The 23,448-nt window shown below is 66.6% G+C and carries 29 protein-coding genes and 1 pseudogene; 15 read left to right on the forward strand and 15 right to left on the reverse strand.

The genetic code is table 11. The annotated features are described in order from the left end of the window. The first annotated feature begins 233 nt into the window (after window positions 1-233). The 4 genes from MICSW_RS10200 (at window position 234) to MICSW_RS10215 (ending at window position 2,399) form a co-directional block, all read left to right on the forward strand. A complete protein-coding gene (locus tag MICSW_RS10200) occupies window positions 234-647 on the forward strand; it encodes a hypothetical protein (RefSeq protein ID WP_292728528.1) in 414 nt (137 codons plus the stop codon). After that, window positions 641-1,066, forward strand: a complete 426-nt coding sequence (locus MICSW_RS10205) for an HhH-GDP family DNA glycosylase (protein WP_292728526.1) — start codon at window positions 641-643, stop codon at window positions 1,064-1,066. The genes MICSW_RS10200 and MICSW_RS10205 overlap by 7 nt, the downstream gene beginning before the upstream one ends. Before the next feature lie 71 nt (window positions 1,067-1,137). Continuing rightward, on the forward strand, window positions 1,138-2,028 hold the full coding sequence (locus MICSW_RS10210; RefSeq protein ID WP_464495606.1) for an SDR family oxidoreductase: 891 nt from the start codon (window positions 1,138-1,140) through the stop codon (window positions 2,026-2,028). A gap of 104 nt (window positions 2,029-2,132) precedes the next feature. Beyond that, window positions 2,133-2,399: a DUF7218 family protein gene (locus MICSW_RS10215; protein WP_464495609.1), complete on the forward strand. Its 267-nt coding sequence runs from the start codon at window positions 2,133-2,135 to the stop codon at window positions 2,397-2,399. On the opposite strand, the gene MICSW_RS10220 is transcribed toward MICSW_RS10215, so the two are convergent. The 4 genes from MICSW_RS10220 to MICSW_RS10235 all read right to left on the reverse strand — a co-directional run bounded on the left by MICSW_RS10220 (window position 2,374) and on the right by MICSW_RS10235 (window position 4,205). Next, the gene (locus MICSW_RS10220; protein ID WP_228177065.1) at window positions 2,374-2,535 is read right to left on the reverse strand and encodes a hypothetical protein; all 162 of its coding nucleotides are present in this window, start codon (window positions 2,533-2,535) and stop codon (window positions 2,374-2,376) included. The genes MICSW_RS10215 and MICSW_RS10220 overlap by 26 nt on opposite strands. Window positions 2,536-2,572: 37 nt before the next feature. Next, on the reverse strand, window positions 2,573-2,890 hold the full coding sequence (locus MICSW_RS10225) for a hypothetical protein (RefSeq protein ID WP_228177064.1): 318 nt from the start codon (window positions 2,888-2,890) through the stop codon (window positions 2,573-2,575). Window positions 2,891-2,953: 63 nt separating this feature from the next. Further along, window positions 2,954-3,298 (reverse strand): flavodoxin family protein, encoded by a 345-nt coding sequence (locus tag MICSW_RS10230; protein WP_347424861.1) that lies wholly within the window; start codon window positions 3,296-3,298, stop codon window positions 2,954-2,956. A gap of 76 nt (window positions 3,299-3,374) precedes the next feature. After that, on the reverse strand, window positions 3,375-4,205 hold the full coding sequence (locus tag MICSW_RS10235; RefSeq protein WP_464495612.1) for an oxidoreductase: 831 nt from the start codon (window positions 4,203-4,205) through the stop codon (window positions 3,375-3,377). 112 nt (window positions 4,206-4,317) lie between these two features. On the opposite strand from MICSW_RS10235, the gene MICSW_RS10240 reads away from it, so the two are divergent. Continuing rightward, complete coding sequence (locus MICSW_RS10240; RefSeq protein ID WP_464495614.1) at window positions 4,318-4,653, forward strand: hypothetical protein; 336 nt, start codon at window positions 4,318-4,320, stop codon at window positions 4,651-4,653. Here the strand turns inward: MICSW_RS10240 and MICSW_RS10245 are convergent. The 3 genes from MICSW_RS10245 to ychF all read right to left on the reverse strand — a co-directional run bounded on the left by MICSW_RS10245 (window position 4,635) and on the right by ychF (window position 7,256). Further along, window positions 4,635-5,312, reverse strand: a complete 678-nt coding sequence (locus MICSW_RS10245) for an alpha/beta fold hydrolase (protein WP_464495617.1) — start codon at window positions 5,310-5,312, stop codon at window positions 4,635-4,637. The genes MICSW_RS10240 and MICSW_RS10245 overlap by 19 nt on opposite strands. A 158-nt stretch (window positions 5,313-5,470) precedes the next feature. Beyond that, a complete protein-coding gene (locus MICSW_RS10250; protein ID WP_292735939.1) occupies window positions 5,471-6,082 on the reverse strand; it encodes a hypothetical protein in 612 nt (203 codons plus the stop codon). Window positions 6,083-6,182: 100 nt separating this feature from the next. Beyond that, on the reverse strand, window positions 6,183-7,256 hold the full coding sequence (ychF, locus tag MICSW_RS10255; RefSeq protein ID WP_464495620.1) for a redox-regulated ATPase YchF: 1,074 nt from the start codon (window positions 7,254-7,256) through the stop codon (window positions 6,183-6,185). Between the two features lie 83 nt (window positions 7,257-7,339). On the opposite strand from ychF, the gene MICSW_RS10260 reads away from it, so the two are divergent. Further along, window positions 7,340-7,939, forward strand: coding sequence for a 3'-5' exonuclease (locus tag MICSW_RS10260; protein ID WP_464495623.1), 600 nt, complete (start codon window positions 7,340-7,342; stop codon window positions 7,937-7,939). A gap of 83 nt (window positions 7,940-8,022) precedes the next feature. Then, complete coding sequence (locus MICSW_RS10265) at window positions 8,023-9,366, forward strand: DNA recombination protein RmuC (RefSeq protein WP_464495625.1); 1,344 nt, start codon at window positions 8,023-8,025, stop codon at window positions 9,364-9,366. Here MICSW_RS10265 and MICSW_RS10270 read toward each other — a convergent pair. The 4 genes from MICSW_RS10270 to MICSW_RS10285 all read right to left on the reverse strand — a co-directional run bounded on the left by MICSW_RS10270 (window position 9,347) and on the right by MICSW_RS10285 (window position 11,536). Continuing rightward, window positions 9,347-9,571 carry a UDP-N-acetylmuramyl pentapeptide phosphotransferase gene (locus MICSW_RS10270; protein ID WP_228177056.1) on the reverse strand — a complete coding sequence of 75 codons (225 nt, stop codon included), beginning with the start codon at window positions 9,569-9,571 and terminating at the stop codon, window positions 9,347-9,349. The genes MICSW_RS10265 and MICSW_RS10270 overlap by 20 nt on opposite strands. Window positions 9,572-9,689: 118 nt before the next feature. Continuing rightward, entirely contained in the window at window positions 9,690-10,679 is a 990-nt protein-coding gene (glpX, locus tag MICSW_RS10275; protein ID WP_228177055.1) for a class II fructose-bisphosphatase, read from the reverse strand. Between the two features lie 99 nt (window positions 10,680-10,778). Continuing rightward, entirely contained in the window at window positions 10,779-11,132 is a 354-nt protein-coding gene (locus MICSW_RS10280; protein WP_464495627.1) for a hypothetical protein, read from the reverse strand. Between the two features lie 74 nt (window positions 11,133-11,206). After that, window positions 11,207-11,536, reverse strand: coding sequence for a DUF7882 family protein (locus tag MICSW_RS10285; protein ID WP_228177184.1), 330 nt, complete (start codon window positions 11,534-11,536; stop codon window positions 11,207-11,209). A 186-nt stretch (window positions 11,537-11,722) separates the two neighbouring features. On the opposite strand from MICSW_RS10285, the gene fbaA reads away from it, so the two are divergent. Next, window positions 11,723-12,754, forward strand: a complete 1,032-nt coding sequence (gene fbaA, locus MICSW_RS10290; RefSeq protein WP_228177053.1) for a class II fructose-bisphosphate aldolase — start codon at window positions 11,723-11,725, stop codon at window positions 12,752-12,754. A 44-nt stretch (window positions 12,755-12,798) separates the two neighbouring features. On the opposite strand, the gene MICSW_RS10295 is transcribed toward fbaA, so the two are convergent. Next, window positions 12,799-13,353, reverse strand: a complete 555-nt coding sequence (locus MICSW_RS10295; RefSeq protein WP_292725827.1) for a DUF6264 family protein — start codon at window positions 13,351-13,353, stop codon at window positions 12,799-12,801. Then, window positions 13,350-14,395: pseudogene (locus MICSW_RS10300) on the reverse strand (4-hydroxy-3-methylbut-2-enyl diphosphate reductase). Before MICSW_RS10300 ends, MICSW_RS10295 begins: the two are co-directional and overlap by 4 nt. 55 nt (window positions 14,396-14,450) lie before the next feature. On the opposite strand from MICSW_RS10300, the gene xseA reads away from it, so the two are divergent. The 7 genes from xseA to MICSW_RS10335 are packed head-to-tail and all read left to right on the forward strand — an operon-like array spanning window position 14,451 to window position 20,521. Beyond that, on the forward strand, window positions 14,451-15,746 hold the full coding sequence (xseA, locus tag MICSW_RS10305) for an exodeoxyribonuclease VII large subunit (protein WP_292725825.1): 1,296 nt from the start codon (window positions 14,451-14,453) through the stop codon (window positions 15,744-15,746). Window positions 15,747-15,756: 10 nt separating this feature from the next. Then, on the forward strand, window positions 15,757-16,005 hold the full coding sequence (locus tag MICSW_RS10310) for an exodeoxyribonuclease VII small subunit (RefSeq protein WP_228177049.1): 249 nt from the start codon (window positions 15,757-15,759) through the stop codon (window positions 16,003-16,005). Next, entirely contained in the window at window positions 16,002-16,649 is a 648-nt protein-coding gene (locus tag MICSW_RS10315; RefSeq protein WP_464495632.1) for a DUF4245 family protein, read from the forward strand. Before MICSW_RS10310 ends, MICSW_RS10315 begins: the two co-directional genes overlap by 4 nt. Further along, window positions 16,646-17,281, forward strand: a complete 636-nt coding sequence (locus tag MICSW_RS10320; protein WP_375236631.1) for a carbonic anhydrase — start codon at window positions 16,646-16,648, stop codon at window positions 17,279-17,281. Before MICSW_RS10315 ends, MICSW_RS10320 begins: the two co-directional genes overlap by 4 nt. Before the next feature lie 48 nt (window positions 17,282-17,329). Beyond that, the gene (locus MICSW_RS10325; protein ID WP_228177047.1) at window positions 17,330-18,724 is read left to right on the forward strand and encodes a class II fumarate hydratase; all 1,395 of its coding nucleotides are present in this window, start codon (window positions 17,330-17,332) and stop codon (window positions 18,722-18,724) included. A gap of 46 nt (window positions 18,725-18,770) precedes the next feature. Beyond that, window positions 18,771-19,868: a sensor histidine kinase gene (locus tag MICSW_RS10330; protein WP_464495635.1), complete on the forward strand. Its 1,098-nt coding sequence runs from the start codon at window positions 18,771-18,773 to the stop codon at window positions 19,866-19,868. Continuing rightward, window positions 19,865-20,521 (forward strand): response regulator transcription factor, encoded by a 657-nt coding sequence (locus MICSW_RS10335; RefSeq protein ID WP_228177045.1) that lies wholly within the window; start codon window positions 19,865-19,867, stop codon window positions 20,519-20,521. Before MICSW_RS10330 ends, MICSW_RS10335 begins: the two co-directional genes overlap by 4 nt. A gap of 229 nt (window positions 20,522-20,750) precedes the next feature. On the opposite strand, the gene MICSW_RS10340 is transcribed toward MICSW_RS10335, so the two are convergent. Together MICSW_RS10340 and MICSW_RS10345 are read right to left on the reverse strand one after the other, a co-directional pair. Beyond that, a complete protein-coding gene (locus MICSW_RS10340; RefSeq protein WP_374197988.1) occupies window positions 20,751-22,115 on the reverse strand; it encodes a PhoH family protein in 1,365 nt (454 codons plus the stop codon). Between the two features lie 187 nt (window positions 22,116-22,302). Beyond that, entirely contained in the window at window positions 22,303-23,427 is a 1,125-nt protein-coding gene (locus MICSW_RS10345; protein ID WP_464495639.1) for an aminotransferase class V-fold PLP-dependent enzyme, read from the reverse strand. Between the last annotated feature and the right edge of the window lie 21 nt (window positions 23,428-23,448).

The raw sequence follows: 23,448 nt of genomic DNA on the forward strand, positions 1-23,448 counted from the left end.
CTCCCATGTGCGGATGTACCCGAATCATCGGGGCATCCCGTGGTGCGGATCGTGTGAACCTTCGCACGCCGAGCCCGAAAGCGCGAGGGTATTGACCAGGACCCCTCGTACCCCCTAAGGCACGTTCGACCACATCTTTTCCGCGGACGATGGCACGCTCCTGGCCAGCGCGCAACCCCCGACTCACTTCATCGACCCCGGCGTACCGTCGCGTCACGACGCGGGGAGGTCTCATGGTCGATTCTAGCGGCGCAGCATCGCCAGCACAGGTGGTATGGGCTATCCACCGCGCCGTCGCGATAGCCGTTCTGGCGCTGCTGACCTCCGCAGCATTCGCTGGCATCCTGCCCGGCTCGACGGTCTTCCTCGGCCTCCTGAGCGCAGACCCTCCCCTGACGTTGGCTCGCATCGTCCTCGTCGCCGTCCTGCTGACTGGCCTGCGTCATCCGGCGTCCTCGCTGCGAATACGCCTGCGGCTCGTCGGCATCGTGTTCGGCGTCATTGCCGCGATCGCCGTGATCGACCCACACGGGTTCGGGCTGCTCGCGCACGGGGTCCACCCGCCCGAGATCGCCGTTTCCGTTGCGCTGTGCGGGGTGACCCTGACCACGTCCTTCGTCGTCGAAAGGAAACGAAACACATGGTGATTCACGCCGCCGATCTCGGCATCCATCTCGACCGCGGCAGCGGGCAGGCCATGTATCGCTGGCTCGTTGCAAGCATGCTCTTCGGCCGGCCGGTGCAGCAGTCCGTCGGCGCTGACGCGTACCGCGCCCTGATCGATCGCGGACTGACCAGCCCCCCGAAGTACGCCGAGCTCGAGCGCGAAGAGCTGCGCGCCATCCTCGACGACGCGCACTACGCGCGGATCGACTACATCATGACCGATGAGCTGCACGAGGTGATGGCGCGCATCGTTGATGAGTACGGGACAGTGTCGAAAATGGTGCGCACCAGCAGCGACCGCGACGAACTCACGCGGCGGCTCACGGCGATGAAGGGCATAGGGCCCAAGACCGCGGAGATCTTCCTTCGTGATCTGCCGGAGCACGTGCTGCCCCGGTAGGGCCGTACTCTCGCCTGGACGGATGGTCAAGTCCCTCGGGCGCCCGCGGGTGTCCGCCTTATCGTCGCCGCATGACTTCGCACGACGCATCCCAGGATCCGCGGACCGCACACACCAGCGACGATTTCCCCGAGCAGGAACAGCAGCAGCCGGGGCTCGAGACCGAGATGACTCCGACGCCTGACCATGGCGAGGATTCATACGTCGGGCACGGCCGACTCGCCGGGCGGCGGGCACTGATCACCGGCGGCGACTCGGGCATCGGTCGGGCGGTCGCGATCGCCTTCGCCCGCGAGGGCGCGGATGTCGCCATCGCGTCGCTGCCGGAAGAGCACGAGGATGCCGAGAAGACCGTCGCGCTCGTTCGCGACGCGGGAGTCCGCGCTGCGTCGTTCAGCGGTGACGTCCGCGACGAGGGATTCGCCGAGAAGATTGTCGCCGACACGGTAGCCGAGTTCGGTGGGATCGACATCCTGGTCCTGAACGCCGCTTACCAGCGCGACCGCGACAGTCTTGCCGAGCTCGAAACCGCCGAATTCGATCGGACGTTCCGCACGAACCTGTACGGCTTGATCTTCTCGGCGCGCGCCGCCATGGAGCACCTGGATGCCGGTTCGGCCATCATCGTGACGTCATCGATTCAGGCATTCGACCCCTCGCCGGGCCTGGTTGATTACGCGATGACGAAGGCGGCGCAGGTTGCTTTCGTGCGCGCCATGGCGCAGGACCTCGGTCCCCGCGGCATCCGGGTCAACGCCGTGGCCCCCGGTCCCATCTGGACCCCGCTCATCCCCGCGACGGACTTTGATGAGGAAAAGCTCACGACCTTCGGCAGCGACACCCCGCTCGGGCGCGCCGGCCAGCCCGCGGAACTTGCGGGCATGTACGTCTATCTCGCAAGCGACGAGGCCTCATACGTTTCGGGCGGCGTCTTCCCGGTCACGGGAGGACGTGCGCTCTAGCGCACGACCCGCACCCATCGGCCATCGGCCATCCGTGGCCCCTCAGCCACCGACAGAGCCACCGACAGAGCCACCGACAGAGCCACCGACAGAAAAGAGAAACCATGCCTGGACGCCGGAACTCGAGCCTGAAGGACCCGGAGCTGTACGAGGAACTGCGCGATGACGGCGCGTCGAAAGAGAAGGCGGCCCGCATCTCGAATGCGGCAGCCAATCGAGGACGCTCGAACGTCGGACGCAAGGGCGGCGAATCGGGCAGCTACGAGGACTGGACCGTTGACGAGCTCAAGAAGCGCGCGAAGGAACTGGGACTGAGCGGCTATTCGTCGATGCGCAAGAAGGAACTCATCGACGCCCTGCGGGACCGCTGAGGTTCGGCACGACCTTCACGACCGCGCCCAGCACGGCGGCAAGCAGCGAGACGAGTTCTGTCACGAGGATGCCCAGCACCGTGGTGATCGCGGCGATCACTGCTGCCCAGATTCCGGCGGTTCGCAGAGCTTTCATGGGCCAACAGTAACGCTCGCGAGCATGCCTCGCAGGTCTACAGCTCGAGGGGCCATGGCTCATCGGGGGCCCCGCCACGCACTCCCTCAAGCTGTCGAGTGCGCCGTTCAATCTCTTCGAGCGCATCCTGATCGGGCTCGATCGTGATGCCGCCTGCGACGGATTCGACGACGAACGCGGCGGCTTCATTGAGAAGCAGTGTGACCGTGACCGGGTTGCCCTCCGCGCTTACGGCAGGAACGGTGACAGCATCCGCTGAGCGGTGCTCGCTGAGCACGCGGGCGTAATCGATCAGGGCATCAGCAGTGTCGTCGTGCATGAAGAGCGACCTACCGGCATAGTGCACTTGCTTCATGCCGCGAACGTACCTTCTGTGGATTGCGAGGTACGAGGCCGTTGACAAGTGCAGTCTCTAGTCCTAGGACATTAGGGCGCAGGATAAGGAGTCGCACGAAGCACTCGAGCGAGGTGAGCGGCGTTCAATGCCACTGGAGAGATGTCCGACCCAGGTCGGAGTCGCGAAGACGAGGATGTCGGAAACCAGGATCTGCTGACGGACCTTCGGCCACTGGTCGCCGTCACCCATGTCGGCTTCGACGCCGGGACGGATGTCGAGATCGACCACCCTCACCGTGCTGTTGGAAGCGCCGTGCTGCGTCAGGGAGTCGAGCACGATGTCGGTGAGGTCTTGAGTGCTGGACTCGGCGGGCGACGGCTTGAGCGTGCAGTTGAGTGCGATCGCGCGCAGGGGTGTCTCAGTCATGGCGCCAGTCAATCGGTCACCGCGAGCCCCGTCGCGGGCCTTGACATCCGACGAGCGCGGAGACCGGGCGCCTGGTCTACATGGCCAGACGCCTGAGGATCAGGTCCATGATCCGATCAGGGAGCAGGCGACGTGCGGCGACGACGATCTTCGCTGACGCCGGAGTCGCGTATCGGGTCTTCGGCCGCCGCGCTGTCGCCGCGCGCACGATTGTGGCCGCGACATCCTCTGGGGTCCCGGATGCCGGCGAGTCGTCGACGCGTTCGTAGTTGCGGACGAGGGCTCGGGCCTGCGCCGCATAGGGGCCGGCCCCCGAATACTCCTCGGCGCTGCGTCGGGAGATCGTGTTCCATTCGGTCCGGATCGGCCCGGGCTGGATGATGACGACGTCGATCCCATGAGGGGCGAGCTCGATCCGCAGAGAGTCCGAGAGCCCTTCGACCGCGAACTTCGTGGCGTGATACCAGGAGCCGATCGGTTCGTAGATGCGCCCGCCGATGGACGAGACGTTGATGATACGACCGCGCCCGAGAGCCCGCATCGTCGGGATCACGAGCTGACTGAGCCGCGCCAGCCCGAAGACGTTGACCTCGAACTGGCGGCGGGCCTCGTCGATGGGCACGTCCTCGAGTGCGCCGTACGACCCGTATCCGGCGTTGTTGACGAGCACGTCCAAACGCCGATGCTCACGGATGACGCGGTCAACGCCAGCGCGCAGGGATGCGTCATCCGTGACATCCATCGCGATCACCTGGCATCCGGCTGCCTCGAGCTCCTGCATCCGGTCTACCCGCCTCGCTGCGCCGTAAACGATCCAGCCGCGCGCAGCGAGCGCGAGTGCCGTGGCGTGGCCGATCCCTGAGGAAGCGCCGGTGATGAGGACGACGGGGCGTGGTTTCGGGCTCATTCCCTTAGTTCATCACGCCCCGTGGCGGTCAGCTCCGGATGTCGGAGGCTCGACCTAGAGTGCGATGCATACCGAGAGCGTGCCCCTCTCCCGATGGAACAGGAGCACGTTCATGACCACGTACAACTCTTCTGCTGCAGCGACTCCAGCGGCGTTTGACGACCTCGTCCTCACCTGCTGCCACATCCGCGAGGGCGAGCGCCCAGTCGGATTCGTCTCGCATGACTCGCTCGGATGGGTCTTCACGTGTGGGCGAGACGACCACTGGACCGACTGCTGGGGTATGGCACACTCGTACCACTTCACGGCCGCCGACTCGTCGCTTGTCCCGCTTGGTGCACTCGGTGTGGGCGGGCAGGCGGCGCGCCTCGCCGCGGGTCACGCCTGGCTGACGCTTCCCGTCTTCGAGGCGGACGAGAGCGTGCCAGATCAGTCCCAGTCGAGGTAATCCTCGATGGGCCAGGCGGTTTCCCCGACATGGGTCAGCGGGAACAGGTCACGGGCTCCCTCGATCGTGACGACGCTGATCCGCTCGGGAGCGCGCGCTGCGAGAGCCTCGCCGTTCGCCGGCGCTGCCACCTCATCGTCGGCTCCCTGGATGATCAGGATGGGGATACCCGGCGGGATCTCGAGCGGGCCGACGTCAGGCGTCGCGGCGCGAGCAGCGCGCTGCATGGCGACGAGCTCGGACTTACGGGCGTTCTCCGGCACCTCGGATGCAGCGGATGCCGCGGCATCCTCGGCCCCCTCGACGCCGAGAAGCAGGAGTCCGCCGAACCGCCCGGGGTGGTCGATGGAAGCGATGCGCGCCACCGAGCCGCCAAAGCCGTGTCCACCGACCCAGGGGAACGCAAGGTCGAGGTGATCCATCACGTCGATGACGTCCTCGGCAAGATCGTGCATCGTCGGTTCGGCCCCAGACTGCGGGAGACGGCTGCCGATCCGCACGACGTGGAAGTCCTCCTCGGCGAGCGCTTCGGCAAGTGGCCCGAGGTAGCCGATGTTCAATCCCTGGCCGGGCACCAGCACGAGAGACGGGCCGTTGCGGCGGTCCTCGGCGTACGGGATCGCTCGCCCATCGGGTTCGAACGTCTCGATGTCAGCCATGTCGTCTCCGTCCTCTCGAAGCCAGCGCCTCATGACCCAACCGGGACAGAGCGCGTAAGCGTGATCACCCTGGACGACCCTAACCGAACGAGGGTGCGGACAATCCGTTCCCGGCGGCTCACCCAGTCCACTGGCGTCGTCTCCACCGAGGCGCGAGGTCAGGAGAAGAGTTGGCGCAGCGCGTCGAGGTCACCGGCGTCCACGACCTCTTGGACCGCGTCGATGGTGGTCTGGTTCGCAAACATCGGCTTGAGCGTGTCGTTCCAGATTGACCGCACGGTGTCCACGTCCCCAGTGTCAACTGCCGCGCCCGCGGACTCGATTGCCTGCTGGTAAGGAATCTGCTCGAACCCCGCAGGCGCGTCACCTGGGGCGTAGTAGGGAACCCAGGGAATGGCCGGGTCGGGGGTGAGCCAGAGCACATGACCCGGATGAATCACACGCACGTGGTTCATCTGAGCCAGGTTTGGGTACGCGCAGAGCCGTTCAGCGATCACGGACTCGACGTCACCGGACGCAACTGTATAGGCCACAGGAGCACCGTCATCATCGGCTGTGACCTCGCCTTGCGCGAACTCTCGTGCGCCCAGATCACGAAGGCTCCCGCGCCGCTCCCAGTACAAACCGTCGGATTCGCTCACGACCTGGGATAGGCCGGCGCAGGAGTCCGGATCTGTCGCTTCCGTCGCAGACGAAGCCTCGGAGATCGGCGTAGCGACAGCCGTGGGGACGGGAGCGCCGAGTGTCTTGACGGACTCCGGCGCCGTCACGGTACACCCAGCGAACGCGGTCGCGGCCACCAGAAACACCACGAGCGTGAGAGATAGCCTGGCTCCAACCGACAGCGCGCCGCAAGCCGCGGCCGGCGATTCAGTTGTTGAAGCGGAACTCCACCACGTCGCCGTCCTGCATGACGTAGTCCTTGCCCTCAAGCCGCGCCTTGCCGCGCGAACGAGCCTCGAGCACCGACCCCGCGTCGACGAGATCGTCGAACGAAATGACCTCGGCCTTGATGAAGCCCTTCTCGAAGTCGGTGTGGATGACCCCGGCGGCCTGGGGCGCCTTCCATCCCTTGCCGATCGTCCACGCGCGGGCCTCCTTCGGCCCGGCGGTGAGGTAGGTCTGCAGACCGAGGGTGTCGAATCCGATGCGGGCGAGCTGGTCGAGACCAGACTCCTCCTGTCCGGTCGACGCCAGGAGTTCCGCGGCATCCTCGGGGTCGAGGTCGATGAGCTCGGACTCGATCTTCGCGTCGAGGAAGACCGCTTGCGCGGGGGCGACGAGCGCCGCGAGGTTCGCCTTGGCATCGGCATCCGTCAGAACCGATTCGTCCACATTGAACACGAAGATGAAGGGCTTCGCGGTGAGCAGGCCGAGTTCGCGGATCGGAGCGAGGTCGATTCCGGATGCCGACAACAGCGTCCCGCGCTCGAGCGCGTCCTTCGCGGCGAGCGCGGTCTCGAGCACGACCGGGTCGAGCTTCTTGCCCTTGACCTCTTTCTCGTACCGCGTGATCGCCTTCTCGAGCGTCTGCAGGTCGGCCAGCTGAAGCTCGGCGTTGATCGTCTCCATGTCGTTCTTCGGGTCGACGGCACCGTCGACGTGCACGACATCCGAATCCGCGAAACCCCGCACGACCTGGGCGATGGCGTCGGCTTCGCGGATGTTGGCGAGGAACTGGTTGCCCAGGCCCTCCCCCTCGGACGCGCCACGGACGATGCCGGCGATGTCGACGAACGAGACGCTGGCCGGAAGGATCCGCTCGGAGCCGAAGATCTCCGCGAGGGTGTTCAAGCGCGGATCGGGGAGGTTCACGACGCCGACGTTCGGCTCGATCGTCGCGAACGGGTAGTTCGCCGCGAGCACCTGATTCTTCGTCAGGGCGTTGAAGAGGGTCGACTTGCCGACATTCGGGAGTCCGACGATTCCGATGGTAAGAGCCACGGGGGTCCAGTCTACGGGGGCGGCACGCCCTCGCTCCGGCGCGCCTCGGGGGCGATGTCGGATGGGCAGGCGATGCTGAAGCCGTGTCACTGGATTTCACCGCAATCGACTTCGAAACGGCGAATTCCAGCAATGCCTCAGCGTGTGCCGTCGGCCTTGCCCGCGTGCGCGACGGCGCGATCGTCGCAACCGCGGGCTGGCTCATCCGCCCTCCGTTCCCCCACGACCGCTTCTTCGAGATCAACACCCGCATCCATGGCATCCGCGAACAGGACGTCGTAGACGCACCGACCTGGGCTGAGCAGCTCCCGGACCTGTGCGCGTTCATCGGTGATGACGTCGCGATCGCCCACAACGCCGGGTTCGACATGAGCGTCATCCGCCGTGCCTGCGAGGCAACGGGAACTGCCTGCCCGGACCTGACCTACGCGTGCACCGTGCAGATGTCACGACGCACGTACGACATCCCGTCCCACCGCCTTCCCGCCGCCGCAGCCGCAGCCGGATACTCCGGTTTCGTGCACCACGAGGCTGTCGCGGATGCCGTGGCCTGTGCGCACATCGCGATCGATGCTGCGCGCCGCGCCGCCGCACCCGACATCACGTCACTCGCCGAAGCACTCGGGGTGCGGCTCGGGCGTCTCGAGGGCTTCGCCGCAGCAGCCGAGACGATCTTCGCTTGACGCGCCACGTCCTCTGCCCTGCCTCTGGCCCGGTCGCGGCGCGGTGAGCGGGCGATGTCGGTGGCCCGCGGCATCCTGACGACATGGACGCATTACTGGTGTCGGGAATCATCCTCGGGAGCCTCGTGGCAGGCCTCATCGCGGGCTGGGCGTTCGGTGCGGCGGGGGCGCGGGCGCGATCGATGTCTCAGCTGGCAGGCGTGCGCGAGCAGCTTGCCGCAACCACCGCCGCACACGAGGCGACCCTCGCGCAGCTCGCCCAGCAGAAGGAGTGGTACCGCGACCTCGTCGCCCAGACCCGCTCTGATCAGGCAGCTCGCGAGGAACGCGAGAGACGCGAGCAATCGGTGCTCCGCGCCCTCGAGCCGGTGCGCGAGACGCTGCAGTCGATGCAGATGACGGTCGCCGAACTCGAACGCGAGAGGCAGAACCAGTACGGCACGATCGCCGAGCAGCTGCGGCGAGCGCAGCAGTCCGACGAGGCCCTGCGTGCCACGACCGAGAGCCTCGCCAGCGCCCTCCGCTCCGGCAGCACGCGCGGCGTGTGGGGCGAGACGCAGCTGCGCCGGGTCGTCGAGGCTGCCGGGCTCACGCGGCATGTCGATTTCGACATCCAGTCGACGATCGAAACGGATGCCGGCGCCGGCCGCCCCGACATGATCATTCGCCTGCCCGGAGACAAGGCCATCGCCGTCGACGCCAAGGTGCCCCTTGACGCGTATCTGGAGGCCGCAGCAGTCCCCGAGACCGCAGTCGGCGCCGAAGCCGCATCCCGCCGTGCTCTCATGGACAAGCACGTGAAGGCCATGCGCGCGCACGTCGACGCCCTCGCCAAAAAGACGTACTGGGCCGGGTTGACGTCGAGCCCCGAGTTCGTGATCTGCTTCGTGCCGAGCGAGTCACTTCTGTCGTCGGCACTCGATGCCGACCCCACGCTGCTGGATTACGCCTTCGGACGACGCGTCGCGCTAGCGTCACCGGTCAATCTGTGGGCGGTGCTCAAGACCGTCGCCTACACCTGGACGCAGCAGGACGTCACCGCGGATGCCCGGCGCCTGTTCGATCTCGGCAATGAACTGTTCACGCGGCTCGGCGGCCTCGCATCGCACGCCAACGACCTGCGCCGGTCGATCGAACGGACCGTCGAGTCCTTCAACCGCTTCGCGGGAACTCTCGAGTCTCGGGTGCTCGTGACGGCAAGGAAGTTCCCCGGGATCGATGACACGAAGCTGGATGCCGTCACCGGCCCGGCCGCGATCGAGTCGGCTCCCCGGCACCTGACGGCGATCGAACTTCTGGAACCCGGGTCAGAACACGACGGAAGTCGAGCTTCGGGGATCACCGATAACGAGCCGTCAACTCGCATAACGGCAGATCTCGGTGAGGTCAGGGGGCGCGTTCAGGCGCCTACGCACCGCCGGGAATGAGGCTCAGCAGGGCGACAACCGTTCCCGACACCAAAATGAACGCTCCGATCGACCACCACACCGACGGTTGATGCCCTTCGGGGCGACGCACCCGAAAGAAGACGTCAGGTCGGCGTGCCGGATCGCTGGCGTCCGCGATCACGGCCTGAGCACCGGTGTGCGGGCCCGTTCGGGGATTGCGGTCTTCGCTCGGCGGTGTCGACATGGCGTCACTCCTCGCTTCCGTTCGGACTCCTCTGATTCTGCCAGAGGCCCGCGCGGAGGCGGCCGCACCGCGCCCGAGAGCAGCGCCAGCCCATCAGGCCGACGAGGAAGTCACCTGCTCACAGCCACTTCGATACGAGGTGCTCGGACGAAATCCGACGCAGGGTCCCCGAAGCTCCGCGAAGAACGACACTCTCCGTGTAGACGTACCCGCCCTCACGCCGAACCCCGGCAACGAGCTCGCCGTTGGTCACTCCGGTAGCAACGAAGATCGTGTTGTTGCCCTGGACCATGTCGTCGGCCTCATAGATGTGCCCGTCGACCTTCAGGCCCGCGTCGGTGGCGCGCTGCGCCTCGTCGTCATTGCGGGGCCAGAGCCGTCCCTGGATGTGTCCGCCGAGGGCCTTGATCGCGCATGCCGTAACGATCCCCTCGGGGCTGCCTCCGATACCCACGCACATGTCGGTTCGCGCGTTGTGACGGGCCGCGTTGATTCCCCCCGCGACGTCACCGTCGCTCATGAGGCGTGTGCCGGCCCCGGCCTCCCGGATCTGTGCGATGAGCTTGTCGTGTCGCGGCCGGTTGAGGACCGAGACGACGATCTCATCCACCGGTTTGCCGAGCGCCTTTGCCAACAGCCGGATGTTTTCGCCGATCGGGAGGCGGATGTCGACCACGCCGACACCGGCGGGCCCGGTCACCAGCTTGTCCATGTAGAACACCGACGAGGCGTCGAGCATCGTGCCGTGATCTGAAACGGCAAGGACGGAGAGCGCGTTATTGCGGCCCTCGGCCGTCAGCGATGTGCCGTCGATCGGGTCGACCGCGACGTCGCACTTCGGCCCGCGACCGTTGCCGACACTCTCACCGTTGAAGAGCATGGGGGCGTCATCCTTTTCGCCCTCGCCGATGACGATGGTGCCGTCGAAACTCACTGTCGTGAGGAACGCGCGCATGGCGTCGACCGCTGCCCCATCGGCAGCCTCTTTGGCACCGCGGCCGATGAAAGGCACCGACCGGATCGCCGCAGCCTCGGTCGCACGGACCAGCTCGAGCGCCAGGTTCCGGTCGGGATGCAACGGGCTCATGTCTGCGGTCAGGCTCACCATGCTCTCACCCTAGCCACGGCCGCGCCCGCGACCGTGGGGTTAGGTCATCGCGTTCGGGGTAAGAATCGCGGTTCTTGCCACGCCCGAAAGCGCGGTGTGTCAGACGCCGCTGTGTCCGCTCGATGCCCCGGCGGCCCACTCGAGCGCGATGAGCACGACAAGTCCGATGACCGCGGAAATTCCCATTGCAGCCATCAGCCACGCCAACGTCATGCTCTTAGCGCGCGCCGACTGGATGAAGATGGCGCTCAGGATCATCGCGAGGTAACCGGCGACGAGGAGTGAGAGCGCCATGCCCGCCGATGCGAACTGCAGCGGCATGAGAAAGGCGAAGATGGTGCCGGCAACCACAAGAAGGATGCCGCCGGCGATCAACCACCGTTTCTCACCACCCTGACGCATAGCGGGCTGGTTGCGCATACTGGTCGGATCGTACTCAGTCGGATCAGTCATCGTTCCGACGGTAGGGCCTCATGTTCCGGCGAGCACTCCCCTTGACAGATCCTGCGCACCGCCGCTGCACGCGGTTACGGTCTCGCCACGGGCGCCGTCGTTGCATCGAAGTGTTGCGAGACGAGCAGTATCCCCCCGGATGAGTTCGCCGAGTTGGCGAGGTCCTCGATCCATTCGCGGCTCAACTGCGGCGATTCCGGCTCATCGAAGACGAAACGGAGTGGTATCGACGGATGCAGCCACAGGGTGGTGCGGCCGGGTTCCTGGTCCTCTGGGTGCTGCCACGACACCGTGAAACTCTCGCCGCGGCGCAGCTTCGTGGCGATCACCACTTTGAGATGCGCAAGCGCGAGGTCATCGATGTAGATCGGGGTCGCCGATCCTCCGTAGTAAACAGTTCCCATGTGCGCAACCATACGTGCACAGCCGTCGATAAAGGCCGACATGGCAGAACCTTCATGTTCGGGTTGCACGTTAGCCGCCGCGCCGGTCAATCTCACGGCTCGCTGTCTCGGTGAGCGCGAGCCCGCTTCGCTAGAGTGACGGTGAACCCCCACCGAGGTGAATCCCCACCGACAAGGAGCGCACTCATGCCCGTCGCAACCCCCGACCAGTACGCCGAGATGCTCGACCGCGCCAAGGCGGGCGGGTTTGCCTACCCGGCTATCAACGTCTCGAGCTCGCAGTCGATCAACGCGGTACTACAGGGTCTCGCGGAGGCAGGTTCCGACGGCATCCTGCAGGTGACGACGGGTGGCGCTGATTACTTCGCCGGTCACACCGTCAAGGCTCGCGCGACCGGAGCGCTTGCGATGGCGAAGTTCGCGACCGAGGTCGCCAAGAACTACCCGATCACCGTCGCGCTGCACACCGACCACTGCCCCAAGCCCGCGCTCGAAGACTTCGTGCTCCCGCTGCTTGCGGCATCCGAGGAGCAGGTCAAGGCCGGCGGCGAGCCGATCTTCCAGTCCCACATGTGGGATGGCTCGGCAGTCCCGCTCGGCGAGAACATCGAGATCGCCAAGGAGCTGCTGCCCCGGCTGAAGAACATCAACGCGATCCTCGAGGTCGAGATCGGTGTCGTCGGCGGCGAAGAGGACGGCGTCAAGCACGAGGGCACAAACGACGCGCTCTACACCACGACCGGCGATGTCACGCAGGTCGTGGAGGCCCTGGGTCTTGGTGACCAGGGCCGGTGGATCGCCGCGCTCACCTTCGGCAACGTGCACGGGGTCTACAAGCCCGGCAACGTCAAGCTCAAGCCCGAACTGCTCGGCGAGATCCAGGAGGGGATCGCAGCCAAGTTCGGCACCGGCGCCAAGCCCCTCGATCTCGTCTTCCACGGCGGCAGCGGTTCGACCGAGGAAGAGATCGCGCTGGCTGTCGCGAACGGTGTGATCAAGATGAACATCGACACCGACACCCAGTACGCGTTCACGCGCTCCGTCGCGGGCTTCATGTTCAGCAACTACGACGGCGTCCTGAAGGTCGATGGCGAGGTCGGCAACAAGAAGGCGTACGACCCCCGCGCGTGGGGCAAGGTCGCGGAGTCCGCGATGGCGGCACGTGTGGTCGAAGCCACGCAGCAGCTCGGTTCCGCGGGCAAGTCGCTCGGCGCCTGAGACACAACGGCACGCACTCAGTCAGCCGACCCGCGTGCCTGATCTCAAGAGATCGAGGTCAGGTACGCGGCGAAGGCGGGGTCTGACATCAGCGGGACGATCGCGAGCGCGCCGACGACCACATGAGTCACGACGGCGCCGACCAGCGGCACCCACCACGCGATCTTGCCGGCCATGGTCCGCCGCACCGAGAACCATGCGGTGATGAGGTATCCGATGATCAGGGCGACCGCAGCTGCAGCACCCCACGTCTGTCCGCCGCCCAGGTTCGTGAACTCGCCGGGGATCCCCATCACCTCGAAGACCGTTGCGGCGTACTGCGAGAAATCCACGAGCGCGAGAGCAGCGACAGCGACGTTGACCAACGCGTAGGCGAGCAGGGCGAAGGTGACGATGCGGTCGATTGCCCTCGATCGTGCAGGGTCGACGGCACTGCGGGGCGTGCCGTCGTTGCCCACGGATGCCGACGCCGCGGCATCCGTCACCGACTCGCCGGTCTCGAGAGCCCATGTCGCGTCGGGCTTCTGGATGCGCGCCCGCTGCTCTTCCGGCGTCGCATAGACGCCGTACTTCGGCTCGGGCCGGTCTTCGTCGCTCATGCGCGCACGCGCCCGCCCCGGTGTTCGCTTGTGCTCTGCCGCAGTTCCTTGGGAAGCGAGAACATCAGGTCCTCCTCGGCTGTGCGCACCTCTTCGACGTCGCGATAGCCGGCCGCCGCAAGGTCCTCGAGCACCTGCTGAACCAGCACCTCGGGGACTGAGGCGCCACTGGTGACACCGACGCTGGCAACGCCATCGAGCCATTCCTGCCGAATCTCGTCAGCGTAATCGACGCGATACGCAGCCTTCGCGCCGTACTCGAGCGCGACCTCGACGAGCCGCACGCTGTTGGACGAGTTGGCCGAGCCGACGACGATCACCAGGTCAGCACCTTGGGCGACCTTCTTGATGGCTACCTGGCGGTTCTGGGTCGCGTAGCAGATGTCGTCGGAGGGTGGATCCTGCAGCTCGGGGAACCGCTCGCGCAACCGCCTGACGGTTTCCATCGTTTCGTCCACCGAGAGCGTCGTCTGCGAGAGCCAGACCACGCGGGACGGATCCCGCACCTGAACGGTGTCGGCCTCTTCGGGCGAGTTGACGATCGTGATGTGCTCCGGCGCCTCACCCGCCGTGCCCTCGACCTCTTCGTGACCGAGGTGACCGATCAAGAGGATCTCGAACTCGTCGCGGGCAAAGCGCACTGCTTCGCGGTGAACCTTCGTCACCAGCGGGCAGGTCGCATCGATTGCCTGGAGCTGCCGATCGGCTGCCGACTGCACGACAGCCGGTGACACACCGTGCGCGCTGAAGACGACGTGCGCGCCTTCGGGAACTTCGTCGACCTCGTCGACGAAGATCGCGCCCTTCTGCTCCAGCTCGGTCACGACGTGGATGTTGTGAACGATCTGCTTGCGGACGTAGACGGGGGCACCGAATCGCTCGAGCGCCTTCTCGACCGCGATGACGGCTCGATCGACCCCCGCACAATATCCCGGGGCGCAGCGAGCAGCACCCGCTTGGGTCGGTCGACCGGGATATCCTGGAGGCGCTCACGGCGCCGCGGAACGCGGGGCATGGGCATGTGTACCGCGGGAGTGCTCATCGGTCCGATTCTACGGGGGCGTCCTGAGCGCGGGCCGGGCGAGCCGAAAGGGATTATGACGACGTTTCAGCCCGAACCCGTCCCGGGGCAGGCCCCACCCCCTGATTCGGTCCACCCTCGGGACTCGAACGCTCACTCCCCGACCTCGGTGGCCCGCCTCGGCGACACGATCCGCGGCTTCGTCGAAACGTGGGGTTCCGTGTGGGTCGAGGGAGAGATCACGTCGTGGAACCTTCGCGGCGGCAACGTTTTCGGGCGGATGAAGGACCTGACAACTGACGCGACGATCTCGATCAGGATCTGGTCGAGCACGCGCCAACGCCTCCCCGCCGACCTTGCCGTCGGCGATCGCGTCGTCGCGTGCGTCAAGGCCGACTACTTCACACGAACCGGCGACTTCAGCTTCGCCGTTTCGGCGATGCGGCACGTGGGGCTCGGCGACCAGTTGGAGCGGCTCGAGCGGCTCCGGGTCCAGCTGCGTGGCGAAGGACTGTTCGACCCCTCGCGCAAGAAGCCGCTCCCCTTCCTCCCGCACCTCATCGGCCTGATCACGGGCGAGAACTCGGATGCCGAGAAGGATGTGCATCGCAACGCCGAACTGCGCTGGCCGCGCGTGCGGTTTCGCACGCGGTACGCGGCGGTGCAGGGGGATCGCTGCGTGCCCGAGACGATCGCGGCGCTGAAGACCCTGGACGCCGACCCCGAGGTGGATGTGATCATCATCGCTCGCGGCGGAGGTGACCCGCAGACGCTGCTGGGGTTCAGTGACGAGCGCCTCGTTCGTGCGGTCGCCGCGGCATCTACCCCCGTGGTCAGCGCGATCGGGCACGAGAACGACCATCCGATCCTCGACGACGTGGCAGATCTTCGAGCATCCACGCCGACGGATGCCGCCAAGCGCGTGGTCCCCGACGTCGCCGAGCAGCGGGCGCTCGTGTCCCAGCTGCTCAGCCGCGCCCGGACCCGGGTGACACAGCGGCTGGCTCATGACATCACGCAGCTCGAGCAGCTGCGCTCACGCCCCGTGCTGCGCAATCCCGAGAACGCCGTGGCCCAGCGAGCGCAGCACATCGAGCTTCTCGTGGCGCGAGGGCGGGACCACGCCGAGCGTGCCGTGGCGGCGCAGGCCCGGAAGACCGCGGAGTTGCGAGCAGCGGTGCGAGCCCTCTCCCCCGCCTCGACTCTTGCCCGCGGCTACGCCATCGCGCACGTCGCGGGTGGGGTCATCGTGCGAGATGCCGAGCAGGCGCCCGCCGGTACCGACGTCACCGTCACAGTGGGGCGTGGCTCGTTCGGGGCCCGTTCTGCAGGCGAGGTCGAGGAGAGCAGCACCCCCGACGTGCCGCTCTAGGATGGAGATCATGACCGCCGCCAACCCGCATGCACCGGGGGATGTCGACGACCTGTCGTTCGAACAGGCTCGCGACGAGCTGGTTCGGGTCGTCGCAGCGCTGGAGCAGGGCGCACCGACCCTCGAGGAGTCGCTGCGACTGTGGGAGCGCGGCGAAGCACTCGCAGCGCGATGTGAGCAATGGCTCGTCGGCGCGAAGGAGCGGCTGGATGCTGCGCGCGCGGCGTCGACGTCGTCCCCGAGCGGAGACGAGTCATGATGGCTCAGCGCGACCGGATCGTCGCCGAGCTCGGGCGTCCCGAAACGCCCGAGGAGACGGCGGCCCGGAAGGCCGAGTCTTCCCGCGTGTATCGGTCGAGCCAGACGTTTCGCAATCTGGTTGCCGCCCTGGTGATCACGCTCGGAATCGTTGCGATCGTCATCTTCGCCGTGCCACGAGGCGAACCACCAGCCTCGGAGCCGATCGACGTCGCCGCCGTCGCCGAGGAGGTCTCACTCACCCTCGACAGCTCGACCGTGATCGTTCCTGTCGTTCCCGAGACCTGGCTCGTGACCTCAGCCGCCGTCGCGGGAGACGACCCGCGCACGTGGACGGTGCTGTATGTCCCGGCTGAGGACGCCGGATTCGTGCGGGTTTCCCAGGGCTTCAGCGCAGACGCAACGTGGCCGACTCGCGAGCTCTCGGGGGCAGATTCGGCGGGAACCATCGTCATCGATGGTGTCGAATGGACCGAGTACGACATCCCCGACCCCGCCCGCGCCGGCAACATTTCGGCTGCTTTGAGTACCACCGCCGGCGACGACACGATCCTCGTCTACGGCGCGACGGATGCCGACACCCTTCGTGTGGTCGCGGAGGGCCTGGCCGACCAGATCATCGCCGCCCGAGAGGGGATCTCATGATGCCGACCGCGACTCCCGCCGAGGTCTGGGGAGACATGCGCGACGGCAATGCACGGTTCGTGTCGGGCGAGCCCTCACACCCTCGGCAGGATGTCGAGCGTCGTCACGAGCTGGCCGGAGGTCAACGCCCCCGTGCCGCGCTCTTCGGCTGTGCCGACTCGCGCCTCGCGGCGGAGATCATCTTCGACCAGGGCCTCGGCGACCTGTTCGTCGTCCGAAACGCTGGACAGGTCATCTCCGACTCTGTTGTGGGCAGCCTCGAATACGCCGTCGCGGTGCTCGAAGTCCCCCTCATCGTCGTGCTCGGACATGACGAATGCGGCGCCGTAGCCGCGGCTATCGAGTCAACGACCGTGGATGCCCCCTCCCTTCCCCCGCACATCTGGCGCCAGATCGCGCCCATCGTCCCGGCGGTCAGACGCGTCATCCGCTCTTCCGACGGCGGACCGGTGGACGCCGAAGAGGTAGGCCGAGAGCACCTGCGCGACACCGTCGCCGAGCTCCTCCACTCCTCCGAACTCATCAGCGATGCCGTCGCCGCCGGAACCCTCGCGATCGTCGGAGCGAACTATCGGCTGTCGGAGGGCACGGCGATCCCCGATGTCATCGTGGGCGCCGCCGAGAACCCCTGATCACTGCGGGCAGCTGCCCGAGCACACCTGAAGCGAAGGAACGAGGACGTGACTGACATCGAGTACCGCATCGAACACGACACGATGGGCGAGGTGCGGGTGCCCAAGAACGCACTGTACGCCGCGCAAACCCAGCGGGCCGTTGAGAACTTCCCGATCTCGGGTGATGCCCTCGACCCCGCGCAGATCGTGGCGCTGGCGCGCATCAAGAAGGCTGCGGCGCTGGCCAACCGGGACCTCGGCACCCTCGACGCCCAGATCGCAGAGGCCATTGCCGCGGCGGCCGATGAGATCATCGGCGGGGCGCACGCCGACCAGTTCCCGATCGATGTGTACCAGACCGGCAGCGGCACCTCGTCGAACATGAACATGAACGAGGTGCTCGCCACCATCGCGACGCACAGCCTCGGCCAGACGGTGCACCCGAACGACCACGTCAACGCGTCCCAGTCCTCGAACGACGTCTTTCCGACGTCGGTGCACGTCGCGGTCACCCAGGAACTGATCGACGACCTCATCCCGGCGCTCGACCACCTGGCGGTAGCGCTCGAAGAGAAGGCTGAGCTCTGGAAGAGCGTCGTGAAGTCCGGCAGGACCCACCTCATGGACGCCACCCCCGTCACCCTCGGCCAGGAGTTCGGCGGCTACGCCCGCCAGATCCGCCTCGGCATCGAGCGTGTTCAGGCTGTCATCCCCCACGTGGCCGAGGTCCCACTGGGCGGTACCGCCGTCGGGACCGGAATCAACACTCCGCTCGGTTTCCCCCAGAAGGTCCTCGAGATCTTGGTCGCTGAGACCGAGCTGCCGATCACCGAGGCCAAGGACCACTTCGAGGCTCAGGCAAACCGCGATGCGCTCGTTGAGGCATCCGGTGCTCTGCGGACGATCGCGGTCTCTCTCACGAAGATCAACAACGACCTGCGGTGGATGGGGTCGGGCCCCAACACGGGTCTTGCCGAACTACGGATCCCGGACCTTCAGCCGGGCTCGTCGATCATGCCCGGCAAGGTGAACCCCGTTGTTCCCGAGGCGACCCTGATGGTGTGCGCGCGCATCATCGGCAATGACGCGACCATCGCCTGGGCAGGCGCCTCCGGCGCGTTCGAACTGAACGTCGCGATACCGGTCATGGGGACCGCTCTGCTCGAATCGATCCGGCTGCTCTCGAACACGGTTCGAGTCCTTGCAGACAAGACGATCGTGGGACTGGAAGCCAACGTCGAGCGCGCCTCGGCCTTCGCCGGCATGTCGCCGTCGATCGTGACGCCCCTGAACAAGCTGATCGGCTACGAAGCCGCGGCCAAGATCGCCAAACACGCGGTCGCCGAAGGGATCACGATTCGCGAAGCCGTCGTTGCGCTGGGCTACATCGAGCGCGGTGAGCTGACTCCCCAGCAGCTCGATGAGAAGCTCGACCTGCTGTCAATGACCCACCCGGGCTGAACTGCCGCGGATGCGCCGGACCGGCGCGCCGGGCGATAATCACCCCATGACACGGTCCCAGCGGCCGCGATCGGCGCGGCGTCGCATCGTCACGGGGGTGGCACTGGCGTGCGCCGTGGCCCTCGCCCTCGTCGGCGGCGTGACATTCACGGCGCAGGCGACTGCGCTCTGGAGTGCCGGCGCGCCGCTGGATCCCCTGCTGATGCCGATGACCGTCTTCGGCGTTGCATCCGTCGTCACCATTGTTCTCGTGGTGCTCGTCGGATGGTTCGTCGCCGGCGCGGCGCTTCGATCGATAGCGGAGGTCCGAGAAGCAGCCGAAAGTATGACGCTCGCGGATCTGAGCCGCCGCCTGCCGTCCGACGGCGGCGAGGGCATCGCCGACCTGTCGCAGAGCGTCAACTCCATGCTCGACCGCCTCGAAGGTTCGGTCGACTCGCAGCGACAGCTGCTGGATGATGTGCGGCACGAACTCAAGACACCGATCACCATCGTGCGCGGACATCTCGAGATCATGGATGCGTCGGATCGGGCCGACGTCGATGCCACCCGGGCGATCGGAATCGCCGAGCTCGACCGACTCACACGACTGGTCGAAGACATCGATCTGCTGGCAGCAGCGGAGACCGACACCTACGCGTCCGACGAGATCGATCTCGCCGCTCTCACTGCTCGGATGGCAGACATGGTGGCTGTCATCCCGGGACACGACTGGCACGTCACCGACCGGGCGACGGGGCGGATGCTCGGCGACGGAGACCGCCTGCTTCAGGCGTGGTTGCAGCTGGCAGACAATGCTTCGAAGTACTCCCCTGACGCGAGTCCGATCGATGTCGGCAGCGCGGTGGACCCTGTCGAGGTCCGCCTCTGGGTGCGTGACCACGGTCCCGGCGTACCGCCGGCGATGCGCCATCGCATCTTCCGCCGATTCGACCGAGCGGGACGACGCCGAAGTGTGGGAGGCTCGGGGTTGGGATTGGCGATCGTCGACGCCATCGCGACAGGCCATGGTGGCCGATGCGAGGTGACCGATACCCCCGGGGGCGGGGCAACGTTCACCATCCACGTGCCGCACACCAGCGGTGCGTCCTACCCGGCGCCGGTACGCGCCGATGACGTGATCCATCAGGGGGGAAAGCGGTGACGAGGATCCTCATCGCAGAAGACGAGCCGCAGATCTCGGCGTTCGTGGAACGTGGCCTGCGCGCCGCAGGCTATGAGACGGTGATCGTCGACGACGGGCCGCCGGCGCTCGAGCTCCTTCGGGGCGGAGCGATCGACCTCGCGCTCCTCGACATCGGTCTGCCGACACTGGACGGGCTCGAGGTGCTTCGTCAGATTCGTCGTGAAGGCCGCACGGTGCCCATCATCATGTTGACTGCCCGCACCAGCACTCGGGATACCGTCGAAGGGCTCGAGTCCGGGGCGAGCGACTACATCCGAAAGCCGTTCACCTTCGAGGAACTCCTCGCGCGTGTGCGCTCACGGCTGCGGGAGGTACCAGCCGACGCGGGGACGACGATCGTCCACGGTGAGGTCTCACTCGATCTGTTGTCACGGCGCGCGCTGGTCGGGGGGCGGGAGGTTGAACTGTCGGCCCGGGAGTTCGCTCTTGCTGAGCAGTTTCTGCGCAGCCCGGGAATGGTGCTCTCCCGCGAACAGCTTCTGAGCCGGGTCTGGGAGATGGACTTCGATCCCGGTTCGAACGTCGTCGACGTGTACGTGCGGTACCTGCGGGGCAAGCTCGGCGCGCATCACATCGCCACCGTGCGTGGAGCCGGCTACCGCTGGGAGTGACCCGGGCATGAGAGTGACCAGGGCATGAGAGTGCCCCCGGTGTCTGGGGTGTCGCCGGGGGCAGGGCCGGTTATTGGGGGGTCACCGACCGGAGGGTCTCGCGATCTGGGGGGCTCGCGGAACCCGTTGCACCCATGGTGACAGACGCCAGGTCCCCGATGACCCACCTCTGGATGAGACTCTTCTCATGGTTGCGTGAGGGTTCGCTCACAGCGCGACCCTTCCCGCCTCAGGACAGCTCTCCCGATTCCAGGAGGTCGGTGACCAGGGCCGCGATGGCGGACCGTTCCGACCGCACGAGGGTGACATGCCCGAACAGGGCCTGACCCTTGAGCGTCTCGATCACCGAGGCGACACCGTCGTGGCGACCCACCCGAAGGTTGTCTCGCTGGCCGACATCGTGGGTGAGGACGACTCGGGAGTTCTGGCCGATGCGGCTGAGCACCGTGAGCAGCACGTTGCGCTCGAGCGACTGGGCCTCGTCGACGATCACGAAGGCGTCGTGCAAGGAGCGACCGCGGATGTGCGTCAGGGGAAGGACCTCCAGGAGCCCCCGTTCGACGACCTCGTCGAGGACATTGCCAGAGACGACCGACCCGAGCGTGTCGAACACCGCTTGGCCCCAGGGGTTCATCTTCTCGGTCTGATCGCCGGGCAGGTACCCGAGTTCCTGGCCGCCGACCGCGAACAGGGGACGGAAAACGATGATCTTGCGCTGCTGCTGCCGCTCGAGCACTGCCTCGAGCGCCGCGCACAGGGCAAGAGCCGACTTCCCCGTGCCAGCCCGGCCGCCAAGGGACACGATGCCGACCTCGGGATCGAGAAGAAGGTCGATCGCCACGCGCTGCTCAGCCGAGCGGCCGTGCAGTCCGAACACATCGCGGTCGCCACGCACGAGTCGGTAACCACCGTCGCCGGTGACACGGCCAAGGCCCGAGCCCCGCTCGGAGTGAATGATCAGGCCGGTGTTGACCGGCAGCCCCGTCACCTGGTCGCTGGCGCCGACTTCGCTTTCGTACAGATCGCTGAGCTCGTCCCCGGAGATGTCGATCGTCGCGATGCCGGTCCAGCCGGAGTCGACAGCCTGCTCGGCAAGGTACTCCTCGGCCGAAATGCCGAGCGACGCCGCCTTGACCCGCATCGGCAGGTCCTTGGAGACGACGGTGACCTCCTGACCATCGGATGCCAGGTTCATGGCCACGGCAAGGATGCGGCTGTCGTTGTCTCCCAGTCGCATACCCGAAGGCAACGCGTCAGGGTTGGTGTTGTTCAACTCGACCCGCAGCGTTCCGCCGGCGCCGACCGGGACCGGGAAGTCGAGTCGTCCGTGCTCGACGCGCAACTCATCGAGGTGGCGTAGCGCCTGCCGTGCGAAGTATCCGATCTCTGGATCGTGCCGTTTGCCTTCGAGTTCGGTGATGACCACCACCGGGACCACGACGTTGTGCTCGGCGAATCGGAAGAACGCGCGCGGATCGCTCAGCAGCACTGATGTGTCGAGCACGTAGGTGCGCAGCGTCTGATCCTGCTCGGCATCTTCGATCCGGTCGTCCTGGTGAACCCGGTCCTGTGCCTGTGCTGCCCGTGTGGTCACAACCCACTCCCGCCCCGGGTGGTAATTCCCGGTACCCAGCGAGTCGACCAGGGGTCACGAGTCGCGATCCTGACGGCCGACCCGGTCGGGCGCCTTGCCCGACGAGTTGAACGTACGACGGGGATCGGGCGCCGTAGGCATCGACACGCTGTCGACACCGTTACATCGAGGTAAATTCCTCCGAGCCCTACCAGGCTCGGGCTGCCACGTAGGCCGAGAGCGTGGCGGCCAGCAGCGACAGCGATTCGTCATCGGTACCGGCGTGGGCAGAGACGCGGATCGTGCCGCCCCGGGGGGTGATCGTGACTCCCGCATTAGCGAGGGCAGCCGCGAGCGGCCCCGCGTCCTGCGGTTCCGGAGCCAACGTCACGATCCCCGCGCGGCGCTCGGGCTCTCGCGGGGTGATGACGGGGATGGCGTTCTCATCGGCGATCTCGATCACTCGCGTTGCCCGCGCCTCGACGGCTGCGGCGATCGTCGCCACACCGACCTCGTGAATCTCATGGAGTGCGCTACCCAGGCGAGCAGCCGCGAGCGAATCGGCCTTCGAAACGATGAAAGCGCGCGCATCTCGCGACGGCTCAGGCACCTCATCCACGGGCAGTCCATCGGCAACCCCGGCGTAGCCCGAGAGCACCGGGGTCAGCCGATCGACCGCACGCGGGCTGTAGGTGGCGACGCCGGTGCCGCGTCCGGCGCGCAGCCACTTGTATCCGTTGGCACAGACGACATCCGCCGCACCGTAATCGGCGTCCACGATCCCGAGCCCCTGGATCGCGTCGACGATGAGCAGTCGGTCTCCGATCACGTCGCGAAGGGCGCTGAGGTCGACGCGATAGCCGGTGCGAAAATCCACGAGGCTCACGGCGACCGCCGTGACCTCATCGGTGAGGGCTTCGCGGACGACATCCGGGGTCACAAACCCGTGCTCGGGCTCGAGCCACGCCGCTCGCATCGTGCCGAGCGACGCCTCGGCGCGCGCCGCGGCGATCGTCAACGCCGGGTACTCGGCACGAGAGAGCAGAAGCGTGCCGCTGAGGCCGTAGATCGCCTGCTGCAGGCCGTGACTGGTCGAGGGCTGAATGACGATCTGCTCCGCGGGAACACCCAGCACGGATGCCGCGTGAGAGCGCGACTGGTCGACGTGCTCGTTAACGAGGTCAACGCTCGAGCGGCGGCCCGTTCCGAGGAGCTCGGCATCCGCGTGCACTTCGCTGCGAACAACTGGCGAGAGCGGTCCGAATGCCGCCCAGTCGAGATAGCCGGGCTCGGAATCGAAGGACTCGATATACGTCGTGATATCACCCGTCACTGTCACATTTTCGCACGCCGG

The sequence above is a fragment of the Microbacterium sp. SW12 genome (assembly GCF_055391095.1).

Excerpts from the sequence above, each read along its gene's own strand:
- MICSW_RS10240 (WP_464495614.1), top strand. The coding sequence starts at position 4,318 with ATGACCACGTACAACTCTTCTGCTGCAGCGACTCCAGCGGCGTTTGAC.
- fbaA (WP_228177053.1), top strand. The coding sequence starts at position 11,723 with ATGCCCGTCGCAACCCCCGACCAGTACGCCGAGATGCTCGACCGCGCC.
- MICSW_RS10310 (WP_228177049.1), top strand. The coding sequence starts at position 15,757 with ATGACCGCCGCCAACCCGCATGCACCGGGGGATGTCGACGACCTGTCG.
- MICSW_RS10285 (WP_228177184.1), bottom strand. The coding sequence starts at position 11,536 with ATGGGAACTGTTTACTACGGAGGATCGGCGACCCCGATCTACATCGAT.
- xseA (WP_292725825.1), top strand. The coding sequence starts at position 14,451 with ATGACGACGTTTCAGCCCGAACCCGTCCCGGGGCAGGCCCCACCCCCT.
- MICSW_RS10295 (WP_292725827.1), bottom strand. The coding sequence starts at position 13,353 with ATGAGCGACGAAGACCGGCCCGAGCCGAAGTACGGCGTCTATGCGACG.
- MICSW_RS10280 (WP_464495627.1), bottom strand. The coding sequence starts at position 11,132 with ATGACTGATCCGACTGAGTACGATCCGACCAGTATGCGCAACCAGCCC.
- MICSW_RS10215 (WP_464495609.1), top strand. The coding sequence starts at position 2,133 with ATGCCTGGACGCCGGAACTCGAGCCTGAAGGACCCGGAGCTGTACGAG.
- MICSW_RS10230 (WP_347424861.1), bottom strand. The coding sequence starts at position 3,298 with ATGACTGAGACACCCCTGCGCGCGATCGCACTCAACTGCACGCTCAAG.
- MICSW_RS10210 (WP_464495606.1), top strand. The coding sequence starts at position 1,138 with ATGACTTCGCACGACGCATCCCAGGATCCGCGGACCGCACACACCAGC.
- MICSW_RS10330 (WP_464495635.1), top strand. The coding sequence starts at position 18,771 with ATGACACGGTCCCAGCGGCCGCGATCGGCGCGGCGTCGCATCGTCACG.
- MICSW_RS10245 (WP_464495617.1), bottom strand. The coding sequence starts at position 5,312 with ATGGCTGACATCGAGACGTTCGAACCCGATGGGCGAGCGATCCCGTAC.
- MICSW_RS10235 (WP_464495612.1), bottom strand. The coding sequence starts at position 4,205 with ATGAGCCCGAAACCACGCCCCGTCGTCCTCATCACCGGCGCTTCCTCA.
- MICSW_RS10320 (WP_375236631.1), top strand. The coding sequence starts at position 16,646 with ATGATGCCGACCGCGACTCCCGCCGAGGTCTGGGGAGACATGCGCGAC.
- glpX (WP_228177055.1), bottom strand. The coding sequence starts at position 10,679 with ATGGTGAGCCTGACCGCAGACATGAGCCCGTTGCATCCCGACCGGAAC.
- MICSW_RS10225 (WP_228177064.1), bottom strand. The coding sequence starts at position 2,890 with ATGAAGCAAGTGCACTATGCCGGTAGGTCGCTCTTCATGCACGACGAC.
- MICSW_RS10315 (WP_464495632.1), top strand. The coding sequence starts at position 16,002 with ATGATGGCTCAGCGCGACCGGATCGTCGCCGAGCTCGGGCGTCCCGAA.
- MICSW_RS10200 (WP_292728528.1), top strand. The coding sequence starts at position 234 with ATGGTCGATTCTAGCGGCGCAGCATCGCCAGCACAGGTGGTATGGGCT.
- MICSW_RS10270 (WP_228177056.1), bottom strand. The coding sequence starts at position 9,571 with ATGTCGACACCGCCGAGCGAAGACCGCAATCCCCGAACGGGCCCGCAC.
- MICSW_RS10205 (WP_292728526.1), top strand. The coding sequence starts at position 641 with ATGGTGATTCACGCCGCCGATCTCGGCATCCATCTCGACCGCGGCAGC.
- MICSW_RS10220 (WP_228177065.1), bottom strand. The coding sequence starts at position 2,535 with ATGAAAGCTCTGCGAACCGCCGGAATCTGGGCAGCAGTGATCGCCGCG.
- MICSW_RS10265 (WP_464495625.1), top strand. The coding sequence starts at position 8,023 with ATGGACGCATTACTGGTGTCGGGAATCATCCTCGGGAGCCTCGTGGCA.